The sequence below is a fragment of the Mesorhizobium sp. M0663 genome (assembly GCF_040320585.1).
Lineage (GTDB): Bacteria > Pseudomonadota > Alphaproteobacteria > Rhizobiales > Rhizobiaceae > Mesorhizobium.
Map to the genome: position 1 here is coordinate 21,342 of NZ_JAMYPX010000045.1, position 9,994 is coordinate 31,335.

Here is a 9,994-nt window from a genome sequence, read left to right on the forward strand (position 1 = left end):
GATCCCCCTTTGTACGTTCCTCCGCATTTCGCCGTGCCCGATCAGAACGCCCTCTTTGATCTTATCGAAAAACACCCGTTTGGTATCCTGATCAACCACAGCAACGGCTCCCTCGACGCCAATCATATCCCCTTCGAGCTCGACCGCTCAAAGGGCGACAAGGGCGTCCTCAATTGCCATGTCGCCCGTAAAAACCCGGTCTGGACGGAGGTTGCCAATGGTGATGAAGTCCTCGTCGTCTTCCGAGCGGCCGACGCTTACATCTCGCCGAACTGGTATCCCAGCAAACACGAATTCCATAAGCAGGTGCCGACATGGAACTATCTCGTTGCCCACGCCCATGGTCGCATTACTGTTCGGGACGACGAGCGCTATGTGCGCCGCAACGTCGCGAAGCTCACTCACATGCACGAGGCCAACCAGCCGGCCCCGTGGAAGATGGGCGACGCGCCGAAGGATTTCATTGACACAATGGCAAAAGCGATCGTGGCCTTGGAGATCGAGATCACCAGCCTGGTTGGAAAATTCAAGCTCAGCCAGAACAAGGAGCTGCGCGACATCCAGAACGCCGGGGAGACGCTGACTGCTCAAGGCGCTGTTGAGGTGGGCCAGGCGATGCTCGCAGCGGCAGCGGCCAAATCCCAATAGCAACTATCTTGTCCCGACAAAGCACAGGTGCTGGATTCCCAACGGGTGACCTTGAGCCGGAAACGGGACCAGGATCTGACAACTGCGATGCGGTAGCAATTTCGATATCATGCCCGCAAACCGAGGCACGAACGAGCCTCGGCGACATTGTCCCTGCACCGTCCCGCGCCTTAAGGGCCGGCAATCGATCTTTGCTCAGCGCTCGTAATCGTTATCATTTGAGCGCTGGGTCTTGCGGTCCTGTTCTTCAGCCTGCTGAGCCTTCAGCTTGTTGGCGTCCTTCTGCTTGGCTCTCACCTTCTCCTGCCCGGTGCCGGCGCGCGGCTGTTCCGGCTGGCGGGAATCGTCCCGAGTTGGAAGGTCTCGCCCTCGCGCCTCGCGCTCGGGGATCGGCTCGCCACCGCCACCACCACGACGCTGCTTCTGCCGCTCGAATTGCAGCCGCGCGAGGCGGTCGTGCATCTTGTCGTTGACCTCTTCACGATACTGTTCGAACTGACCTTGGTTCGCCGGCGGCAGCGTCTCGCGCATGTTGTCGAGAGCCTGATTGACGCGGGCCATCTGACGCCGCATTTCCAAGGGGGTCTGCGCCATGTCCAAATCTCCTATCAGTGCATTCAATTCTCTCATACCGGGATGGGACAGAAAAGACTTCTGCCCCGATTGATCAGCTCCGCGATCCGCGGCAGGACCTGGCTGCCCTTCCCCTGTCCGATCGCCACGGAACCGCAGAAAATTGTTGCCGATCGACTCCGCTGCCGTGAGAGCCTGTCCGACTATGCCCGCGGTCCGCATCGTCGTTACAGTCTTTTGCCATGCGGCAGCGATTGCATCGCCGTTCACGACAAGCGATTGCACATCGAAACGGCGTTGCCGCTTGGCCTCCACTCTCTCGATCGTCCTGGCGCTGACCTGATAGCGCGGATCGCTCTGGGCGCGGCTGTAGGCTCCGGCATGCTCCTTCGTGAACGGCCGCGTCATCGCGTGGTCCATGCGCCGCGTCGCCACCATCGCAATGCCGTTCTCGCGTGCTTTTTCCGCAAAGGTCTCGCGCCAGGCGACCAGATCTGGCTTGTAGAATTTCAGGCGCTCGCCGTCAGCTGACCGCGCCTGCACCATCGCATGGATATGGACGTGCTTGGTGTCCTTGTGATGCGCCAGGACGAACTTGTATCCTGGCGCGCGCTCCTCGAGCACGGCGCGCGCCGCGGCCATGACGGCGTTGGCATCGGTACCGGCTCTTGCCGAGAAAAGCAGGTGAAAGGCATTGCGGCGCTCACGCCCCGAAAACTGCGGGCGCCATTGTTCGTACACGGCAGCCGCAGCCTTCGTGGAATTCTTCACCCCAAGCACGGGCTCGCCATTTGCGTGGCGGACGTGGCTATTGGTGCGGATGAACTTCTGCAGGAAATATTTCGCTTTAGGTTCACGGCTCACGGCCGCCGTTACCTCTGCCTTGGCTACCAGCCCCGCCGCGCCCATTGCTTCGGACAAGCGCGCCTCGATCTTGTCGAGCGCCTTGCTGCGCGAATTTTCCCGACCGCCGGCCAGCACCTTGGCGAGCGGTCCGGCCCGCTCATCGGTGTGCGCGTATACCTGCACCGTCTGTCCATCCTGCGCATAGAGGAACGGTTTTGCACCGAAGGCCTTGTTCAACGCCTCGCTCAAGGCGGCATCGCTGACCTCGCCGGCGAGGTCGAAACGAGCTTCGATAAAATTGGTATTTTCCAAGGGCGGTTCGAACGTTTCGCAAAACGTCGCCAGGAACGCCTTTCGTGCGGCACCTGTCGCAAGCACCTGCCCATCCTCGTCGAAAATCTCGATGTCGTGTTTCTCGCCTTTTTCGTCGTCGCGCTTACCGATGTAATTGAGCAGCCGGGCGGCGGCTTCCTTGGTCGACGGAGGATTGGCCATGACCTTAAACACGGCAGGCTGCGCACCCGCCACATAGCCTGCCCGTGCCGCCACGGCGCGCGCCTAATAGCCCGCCCGCGCCGCTCGTCCTGTAGCGCTCGCGCGATCGGTACCACGGCCGCCGCCGCCGCGCCGCTTCCAGTCTTCCTCCTCCTCTTCCGGCCGGAAACCGGCGAGCGTGGCGCCATAGACCATGATCGGGGCGCTAGCGGCCCTGGGCAAACTCGCAGCAGCAGTGGACTTCGGTGCCCTGCTCGACATGGAGCTCCCCGCCACTCCTGTCCCTCCCGGCGACGAACGAGGGGCGTTCCTGCCGCCACCTCCCATCGAGCCTGCTTGTCCTTGCCCGAGGCGTCCGCCGTCGCCGGCCCGCTCATGACTGTTCATCGCCTGGAATTCACCGGCCTCGCGTCGGGCGCTCGTCAGAGACTCGTCGTTGTCCAGGTCCTCGCGCTTCGCTCCCGACTCGCCCCGCAGATAGCGTTCGATTTCGGCCGCGTAGCGGGCGAGACGACCGCTCATGGCCTTGCCGCTCTCGCCTTGCGGGAGCCCCCAGTCATCGCCTTCAGTTCTTCGCGGAACTGCCGCACGAGGTCGCCCACGGCGATCAGCGCCTGCTCAAGATTCTCGTCAGAAGGAATGCGGCCGTCGTTCATGGCACGCACGGCTTGATTGAAATTGACGCCGACGCGCCGCAGCTGATCAGTCATCTCCACGATCGCCGGCCGCAACGCCTCTGACGCGATAGGCAGATGCCCGGCCTCTGCCCGCACAAGACGCCGCACGACTTCGCTGACGGTCACGCCGTCCCGCTCCGCAATGGCTTTGAGGCTGGCCAGCTCGTCAGCCGAAAACCGGATGTGCGTCACCTCGCCATAGCGTCGTGACGCACTCTTCACCGCTGCTTTCTGGGCGTCTGCATCCATCTCTCAAGCCCGCTTGCGGGCGCTAAGGCCCGCCAGGGCCGCGCCGCCTATTTTGTGTGTATCACAAAATAGGCTATCCTGCCAATAAGAAGCAGAAATGATTGAGGGCGTGTCTTCTCACCAGCGCAGTTGTCGACGGCATAGCCCGACTGCAGCAATGTCTCCATCGTGATTTGTTGTGATGCGGCGTTGAAGACTTGTTTCCATGTTAACATGGAAACATCAGGGCGGTCCGCACTCCGGTCAGCCCGGCAGATCATTCCTCGCATGAAGATGGCAACCGCCGCGTTAGTGACTGTACCCTGAGCGAGCCTTTATCGATGCGCGCCTGGGTTGCCAAACCGGTCTGTCCCGTTGACTATGCCACCCATGTTTGGACTGTAATATTGGTCCATGTGTCCATGATGACTTGTTTCCATGTTTACATGGCCACAAGGAGCCCACGCCGGAAGGAGGCCCCCCATGATCATCTCCGCTGCGATCCCCAAGGGCGGCACTGGCAAATCAACGATGCTGCGCGCCCTCGCATCCGTCGCGCTGCATCGGGGCTATTCGGTCACTCTTGTCGACGGCGACCGGCGGCAGAACATGAACCGCTGGTTCCAGATGCTGAGTGAGGCTGGCAATCGTCCTGACAGGCTGCAACTGGTGAGCGCGATGACTCCGCAGGAAATCCTTGACGCCGCAGCCACTCACAACGGTGAGCGCTCCGTCGTCTTGATCGATACGGAAGGCACCACAAATGACAACCTCATGGCCGGGCTCTTCGCGGCCGATATTGTCGTCGTGCCGGTCTATTTTGCCCTCGACGATGTGACCGCCGCCATCCAGATCACCGACCACTACATTCCGCTGGCGGTCGAGAGCCGGGGTAGACCGTTGCCTGCGATATTCGTGCTGACCAAGCAGACCATCATCGATGCCAGGGCGCGAGCCCTGACCGAACTGCGCGCCATCATCCAGGCCAACGGCACGCCGATTGCAGAACACGTCCTGCATAATCGCGTTGCCTACCGCGACCTTCAGACCGGGCAGACGCTTTACAGCCCCGCGGTCCCTGACGCGAAGGCGGTTGCCGAGAGCGAAGGGGTCTTTGACGACCTTCTGCAAACCTTCATCCAAGCCACAAGGAATGCGGCATGAGTGAAGAAACCGCACCGAAACCCGCTGACGACAAGAAAGCCCGCATGATGAAGGCGATTTCCACGCAGCCGCCGGCACTGCCGAGCATGTTCATTTCATCACCGAAAAACGAGGGGCAGAAGCTGGAGCCGAGTGCCGGATCGGCCATGTCGCAGACGCCCGACCCGGCATCGGGTGCAACGCCTGACTTTCGCAAGCTGCTGCGGCAGGGTCAGAAAAAGGACCCCATCGCCGGCAAGAAGATTCGCGAGGAGGAGATGATCCGCTGCGGGTACTATCTGACGGCCGTGGAGCAGCGCCAGTTCAAGTTGCTGGCGATCAGCAACGGGCAAAGCATGACCGAATTGCTGCGAAAGGCCGTGCAGGATTATATCCGCATTCATAAGCACAAACTGCCGAAGGAATGATCGACGGTATGGAGCCGCTATCGCCTGTTGCGACAGGTGATGTTCGTGGCTCTTTGCTATGTGCGAAAAAAAGGGCCCGCGACGATACTTCGTCGCGGGCCCTGAGATGTTTGCCTACTTGGATTGGTTGAGGTGTTTCAGCAGTTGACCGAGGATGCCGTCCCGCTCCGGACGCGCGCTTGCTGCCGCTTTGTCGCCGACCAGCTTTGCCGCCAGTTTGGGCGGCAGCGGCATGAAGTCGTAGCCGTGTGAGATGGCCGCATGGCGAAGATCCTCAAGTGCTTCGAACGCGCGATCGCGGGTGCCAAGCCAGAGCGCGGGCTCGTCGGTTTCTTCGTGCGGGAACGCTTGCAGGAAGTAGGTGCGAAGTGGTGGGTCGTAGCCGATGACTGCGTCTGGGTCTGAGCGGACCTGTCCGGTGACGGTGCCAGTGACAGTGATGGTGTAGCGGCTCATTGCAACCTCCTTTTGCCGGTGGGGAGCCGGCCCCTTGCGGGGCCGGCCACCGATGTCTCACTGGGGGTTGTTCCAGAGGATGACCTTCTTGTTTTCCTCGCCGCCCGGCGCGGGAGCGAGATTTCCGAAGATGACGCCGATCTCGGGGGCTTCGAGCTTGACCGAGAGGTACTCCTCGCCCGAACGCTGGGAGGTGCGGTGCCAGCCGGCTCCGATCTCGAAGCCCGTGCGCTTGTTGACGATCCGGAAGTCGGGCGCGTCCTCGCGCGACTTGTTGGTGTTCGGGATAAGCGTAATCGGGGCATTGACCCGGAGCGTGGCGAAGACGCCTTCCATCGAGCCGTCGGCCTTGGTGGTGAGGTTTGCGATCGTGGTGGCCATGGTAGTTCTCCTTCGGTTGCATCGGGACCATTCCCGATGGCGCCAAAGGAGAGGGTCGTCCTGCTGCGGTCATCTCGGCGAAAATTCTGGAAAAATCTATTTGCCGAAAAACAGCGGGCAGGCCCTTCGCCTGCCCGCAGACAAAAACAGAAATCGAATTTTCCTGAATATTCGCCGAGATGTACCCCCGGGGTTGACCGCACAAAGCAGGCGGTCGTCTACAAAGGCGACATGAAACGGGAATGGCCCCGGATGCGGCAGATGGACAAGAACTCAGGCCGCCATCGCTTGGCCGACGCAACGCTGCCGGATCGCAGGAACTGCTGCAGCCTCTCGGGTCTTGTCCCGTGCGTCGTCAATACTCGAACAGCAGCATGGCGCATGAACCGCCTTGCGTGTTCGGGATGGCGGCACAGGGGTTTCGAGATCGGAGCCGACTGGCAGCGAACCTCACGCCCCTCGGGGCGATGCCTCGCAGCCAGGTTGGATGAACAAGCAAGCCAGGATGTTCGGCACGCTTGCACCCGCTTCAGATGCGAGACAGGCCAAGATGATCATTCTGCACAACGCCGGCTCTGCGCGTGGGTCGGTTTCGAAAGGGGCCGGCTCCGGCCGTTCATAAAAGTGGATTAGGCGGCGCGAGGCCGGATCAAGCATATCGGATCGGACCCGACAGGCTGTCGCCGGGACCGCAACGCCAGACGCTCGTCCGCCGTCATGCAGGCTTCGGCTTGGCGGCGAATGTCCGCACCGGCATGGCGGAGCATGGCGCACCAGTCTTGCACATTGTACGTCGTCGCCATGCTGCCCCTGGCCAGATCGTAGATGACGCACGGCTTGTTCGCGATGGCGAGCCGAAGCACGTTGACGGCCGTCCCGGGTGATGTACCGTCCCAGACCATCATGCCAAAGTTGGCGCGGCGCGCCATCTCCCGGTCTTTGGCAGCGTGGAACCAATCCCCGTCAGCGCCTTCAGGAGACGGGACATGGTAGCCAGCCCAGTCGCCCAGATTGTTGCGAGGTTCCTTGCCCGCATGGAAGACCCCGACATGTTCGTAGCCGTAGCCAGCGAGCAGGCCCTGCGCCTCGGCATCGGCCCCAGACGCGTCGCCAATCAGCACGCCGTGCTCTGCAGCGACGATCGTGCCGATGCGAGCGATGGCAGGTTCCGGCAGCTCGAATATCTCGCGTGATCCACCTATGAATATCACCGACATCGTGACTTTCCCTTCTCTCTAGCGCCCCCCGCCCCGCGCCGGCCGCCCTCTCCCTCCCCCTGCGAGAGGGATCGTCACCCGAAGGCCGAGACGGCGAAAGCCGGCTCGGGGAGCGGCGAGGCGCCGCGACTAGAGCCCGGCCGGCCGTAGGCCGGCGCGCCCGGACCCTGCCGCTGGTGCTCATGCGCTCGATCCAGGAGTGAGCTTCTGGCTGGCCGACAAAAGCCACTAGCTCAACGCGCGTAACGCCTCCGGCACGATCCGACCCTGTTGATCGGACAACTCGCCCTCGACCACCGCCATGCCGGGCAAGGCGTCGGCAGCGGCCCGGTCAGGATGCGCTGCATCGCTGCGTCGCCGGCGCCGACATCGTGGCGGGCCGCGCGGTGGTGGTGCGGGCGATCGATGACGGATTGTCGCGCGCGGGAATGAATCCCTGCGGCGGCCGCCGGCCGGTGCGGATGGCGCGCGGTGCGCTGTTTGGCTGGATCACGCCTGGCGCGAGGCTGTAATAGCCGACGACTGCGTCCTGGTCGTGAACGATCTGGACGCGGGTAAACCCGCGGGCCTGGTTCGTCCGCGCGAAGCCGGCCAGCCAGGCGTCGAGCGCGGCTTTGCTGCAATTGAAGCTGCCGAGGCGGTGCGCGTCGTCGAGGAGTTCGATGCCTGAAAGCGCCACCTAGAGGTCCCAGGGCGGAGACCGGCGCAGCCGCTCGGCCGCCTTCTGCGGGGGCGCAGCGGCGGGGGGTGAGATCGCCTGCACTAAGGAATGACGGTTTCGCTGAGGGCCTCGTGGAGTGCTGCGCGTCGCATGAACTCCGTGCGCGACAGGCCGAGCAGCTGCGCGCCGCGGTCGATGATGGTGAGATCATTCTCGCGAAACCGCATCGATACGCATATCTTCCTATTTGCGGCGGCGGCCATGGTGCGTTCCTATGCTGGATGGACATACGTCGGGGCAATGCAGCATGACACCGGATTTGCGTGACGAAGCCATTCCTGTTCCTGCGACCGGCGTACAGGCGTGCGGAAATGACGGACTGATTCGATCCGAGGTATGCTCCCTGCCGCGAAAAGAGAACGTCAATCCAGACGGCTGACGCGGCGGCCCTCGCTGCGCGCTTCGATAAAGGCGCCTGCGATCTTCATCATGAATGCCTTGCTGAAACGACCGAGGGGCTTACCGTCGGATTCGATGTACCAGGAGCGTTCGGCAATATCGTAGTTGTATTCGTCAACCACGATCCAGCAGCGTTTGAGATCGGTCAGACCGGCGCGGCGGCACTCGATAGCGGAGACTTCCAAACCGACCCGATCGCCGGGCGGTGGCTGGGTGGTTATCGCCAGGAGCGCGAGATGGGTCAGGCCATCTCTTGCGCCGCGGACAGCGACGACCACGCAGGTGGGCCGGCTCTTGCGGCCTTCCGTTTCGCCGCGCTCGTGTTGCCATGCCCAAAGATACGGATAGGAGATCGCCTGACCGGGCAGAAATCTACCGCTCATCATCGTATCCTTCCCCGCGCGCCAGTCGGTCGATCTCGGCGACGAAGAGTTCCGTGTGTTCCTCCGGCATCTCGGAGACATGGTATGCGCGGCGGGGATCGCCGCCGATACGCATCCGTTCGTAGTGCTCGTAACTCATCAACACGAACCGGGGTTTGCGGTGCTTGGTAAGAATAACGGGTTCGCGGCTGGCAACGTCGGTGACGTCGCCAACCTGCTTGTTGAGATCCCCCGTCGTGAACTGACGCATGGCTGGACTCCTTATCGATCTCCATATTATCCAGATTTTCTTGATTTGCAAGAAAACGGCGCTCACGCGCCGCCCTCCGCGAACCGCCAGACGGGGATGCCGAGCCGACGGGCTTTGTCGGCAAGGTTGTCGGTGATCCCGGAGCCGGGAAAGACGATCAGGCCGTAGGGCACCACGGAGAGAAGCTGGTCGTTGCGGCGGAACGGAGCCGCCTTGGCGTGTCGGTTCCAGTCCGGCTTGAAGGCGATCTGGGTGACCTTCCGGTTCTCGGCCCAGCAGGCGGCGATGCGTTCGGCGCCGCGCGGGCTGCCGCCGTGGAGCAGGACCATGTCGGGATGCTTCTCGCGGGCCTTGTCGAGCGCGTCCCAGATCCGGTCGTGATCGTTGCAGTCGAGGCCGCCCGCGAAGGCGATCTTGGTGCCGGCCGGAACGAGCACCTCGGTTTCGGCGTGTCGGCGGGCGGCGAGGAAGTCTCTGGAGTCGATCACCGCCGCCGTCATCGCCTGGTGGCTGACCTTGGAGCCGGTGCGCGGTCGCCATGCCGATCCGGTCTGCGCCTCGTAGAGGTCGGCGGCCTCATCGCGCATGATTTCCAGCACGTTGCGGCGCTCGATGTAGGTGATGCCCTCGGCGGTGAGCCGTTCCAGCTCGACCGACTTCACCTCGGAACCGTCCTGTTCCTGCTGGCTCAAGCGCTGCGCCTCCTCGTTGCGGTCGAGGCTGCGGGCGACGCGCTCGGCGGCACGGTGGAAGACGTTTGCGAACGACCAGAGCAGGTCGTCGAGATCGGGTTCGAGCCTGGTGTCGCCGAGCATGCCGGCCAAGGTCTCGACGATCCCGGCGAGGCCAGTCCGGATCACCTCGTCATCGGGAAGTGGCCGAGGATCAGGTTCGTCCTGATGCGGACGGTGGCCGTACATCTGCAGTTCGAGGATGACGCGGTCGGTCGGCGAGGAGGCGTGGTAGGGCTCGTAGGCGTCGTCGAGAGGAAGCTCGTAGGTCATGGCGTGTCTCCGTCGGTTGTGGCCGCGCCCATCGCGGCCTGACAGCGCATCCCGGCCGCGCCCCCGGCCCGGGCCCCCCCCACGGCGGCGCGCCAGCGGCGGCCCGCGCCCCCGGTTGGGGCCTGGCCCGGGCGGGGGGGGGGGG

General features: G+C 63.0%; 14 protein-coding genes. 3 read left to right on the forward strand and 11 right to left on the reverse strand.

The features are described from left to right. Positions 1-9: 9 nt before the first annotated feature. Positions 10-648, forward strand: coding sequence for an FMN-binding negative transcriptional regulator (locus tag NKI54_RS33485; RefSeq protein WP_352623368.1), 639 nt, complete (start codon positions 10-12; stop codon positions 646-648). Between the two features lie 195 nt (positions 649-843). Here NKI54_RS33485 and NKI54_RS33490 read toward each other — a convergent pair whose 3' ends face one another. From NKI54_RS33490 to NKI54_RS33500, 3 genes are read right to left on the reverse strand one after another with little or no spacing between them, the layout of a single operon-like run. Continuing rightward, entirely contained in the window at positions 844-2,616 is a 1,773-nt protein-coding gene (locus tag NKI54_RS33490; RefSeq protein ID WP_352693986.1) for a relaxase/mobilization nuclease domain-containing protein, read from the reverse strand. Between the two features lie 9 nt (positions 2,617-2,625). After that, positions 2,626-3,084: a hypothetical protein gene (locus NKI54_RS33495; protein ID WP_352693988.1), complete on the reverse strand. Its 459-nt coding sequence runs from the start codon at positions 3,082-3,084 to the stop codon at positions 2,626-2,628. Next, positions 3,081-3,488: a plasmid mobilization protein gene (locus NKI54_RS33500; protein ID WP_352693990.1), complete on the reverse strand. Its 408-nt coding sequence runs from the start codon at positions 3,486-3,488 to the stop codon at positions 3,081-3,083. Before NKI54_RS33500 ends, NKI54_RS33495 begins: the two co-directional genes overlap by 4 nt. A 462-nt stretch (positions 3,489-3,950) precedes the next feature. Between NKI54_RS33500 and NKI54_RS33505 the strand changes: the two genes are divergently transcribed. Together NKI54_RS33505 and NKI54_RS33510 are read left to right on the forward strand one after the other, a co-directional pair. After that, positions 3,951-4,631: a nucleotide-binding protein gene (locus NKI54_RS33505; protein ID WP_352693992.1), complete on the forward strand. Its 681-nt coding sequence runs from the start codon at positions 3,951-3,953 to the stop codon at positions 4,629-4,631. Then, entirely contained in the window at positions 4,628-5,038 is a 411-nt protein-coding gene (locus NKI54_RS33510; RefSeq protein WP_352693994.1) for a hypothetical protein, read from the forward strand. Before NKI54_RS33505 ends, NKI54_RS33510 begins: the two co-directional genes overlap by 4 nt. Positions 5,039-5,152: 114 nt before the next feature. Here the strand turns inward: NKI54_RS33510 and NKI54_RS33515 are convergent, their stop codons facing one another. The 8 genes from NKI54_RS33515 to NKI54_RS33550 all read right to left on the reverse strand — a co-directional run bounded on the left by NKI54_RS33515 (position 5,153) and on the right by NKI54_RS33550 (position 9,849). Then, positions 5,153-5,494 carry a hypothetical protein gene (locus tag NKI54_RS33515; protein ID WP_352693996.1) on the reverse strand — a complete coding sequence of 114 codons (342 nt, stop codon included), beginning with the start codon at positions 5,492-5,494 and terminating at the stop codon, positions 5,153-5,155. Positions 5,495-5,551: 57 nt separating this feature from the next. Continuing rightward, complete coding sequence (locus NKI54_RS33520; RefSeq protein WP_352693998.1) at positions 5,552-5,875, reverse strand: DUF736 domain-containing protein; 324 nt, start codon at positions 5,873-5,875, stop codon at positions 5,552-5,554. A gap of 629 nt (positions 5,876-6,504) precedes the next feature. Further along, positions 6,505-7,092: a hypothetical protein gene (locus tag NKI54_RS33525; protein ID WP_352694000.1), complete on the reverse strand. Its 588-nt coding sequence runs from the start codon at positions 7,090-7,092 to the stop codon at positions 6,505-6,507. A gap of 331 nt (positions 7,093-7,423) precedes the next feature. Then, positions 7,424-7,771: a hypothetical protein gene (locus tag NKI54_RS33530; RefSeq protein ID WP_352694002.1), complete on the reverse strand. Its 348-nt coding sequence runs from the start codon at positions 7,769-7,771 to the stop codon at positions 7,424-7,426. Between the two features lie 83 nt (positions 7,772-7,854). Beyond that, entirely contained in the window at positions 7,855-8,016 is a 162-nt protein-coding gene (locus NKI54_RS33535; protein WP_352694004.1) for a plasmid mobilization protein, read from the reverse strand. A 159-nt stretch (positions 8,017-8,175) separates the two neighbouring features. After that, a complete protein-coding gene (locus NKI54_RS33540; RefSeq protein ID WP_352694006.1) occupies positions 8,176-8,595 on the reverse strand; it encodes a hypothetical protein in 420 nt (139 codons plus the stop codon). After that, on the reverse strand, positions 8,585-8,845 hold the full coding sequence (locus NKI54_RS33545; protein WP_023802997.1) for a type II toxin-antitoxin system prevent-host-death family antitoxin: 261 nt from the start codon (positions 8,843-8,845) through the stop codon (positions 8,585-8,587). The genes NKI54_RS33540 and NKI54_RS33545 overlap by 11 nt, the downstream gene beginning before the upstream one ends. A gap of 62 nt (positions 8,846-8,907) precedes the next feature. Beyond that, the gene (locus NKI54_RS33550) at positions 8,908-9,849 is read right to left on the reverse strand and encodes a DUF2493 domain-containing protein (protein ID WP_352694008.1); all 942 of its coding nucleotides are present in this window, start codon (positions 9,847-9,849) and stop codon (positions 8,908-8,910) included. Between the last annotated feature and the right edge of the window lie 145 nt (positions 9,850-9,994).

Bases quoted from the DNA above. Each gene is read 5' to 3' on its own strand.
- NKI54_RS33495 (WP_352693988.1), bottom strand. From the start codon at position 3,084: ATGAGCGGTCGTCTCGCCCGCTACGCGGCCGAAATCGAACGCTATCTG.
- NKI54_RS33500 (WP_352693990.1), bottom strand. From the start codon at position 3,488: ATGGATGCAGACGCCCAGAAAGCAGCGGTGAAGAGTGCGTCACGACGC.
- NKI54_RS33505 (WP_352693992.1), top strand. From the start codon at position 3,951: ATGATCATCTCCGCTGCGATCCCCAAGGGCGGCACTGGCAAATCAACG.
- NKI54_RS33510 (WP_352693994.1), top strand. From the start codon at position 4,628: ATGAGTGAAGAAACCGCACCGAAACCCGCTGACGACAAGAAAGCCCGC.
- NKI54_RS33515 (WP_352693996.1), bottom strand. From the start codon at position 5,494: ATGAGCCGCTACACCATCACTGTCACTGGCACCGTCACCGGACAGGTC.
- NKI54_RS33520 (WP_352693998.1), bottom strand. From the start codon at position 5,875: ATGGCCACCACGATCGCAAACCTCACCACCAAGGCCGACGGCTCGATG.
- NKI54_RS33525 (WP_352694000.1), bottom strand. From the start codon at position 7,092: ATGTCGGTGATATTCATAGGTGGATCACGCGAGATATTCGAGCTGCCG.
- NKI54_RS33535 (WP_352694004.1), bottom strand. From the start codon at position 8,016: ATGGCCGCCGCCGCAAATAGGAAGATATGCGTATCGATGCGGTTTCGC.
- NKI54_RS33540 (WP_352694006.1), bottom strand. From the start codon at position 8,595: ATGAGCGGTAGATTTCTGCCCGGTCAGGCGATCTCCTATCCGTATCTT.
- NKI54_RS33545 (WP_023802997.1), bottom strand. From the start codon at position 8,845: ATGCGTCAGTTCACGACGGGGGATCTCAACAAGCAGGTTGGCGACGTC.
- NKI54_RS33550 (WP_352694008.1), bottom strand. From the start codon at position 9,849: ATGACCTACGAGCTTCCTCTCGACGACGCCTACGAGCCCTACCACGCC.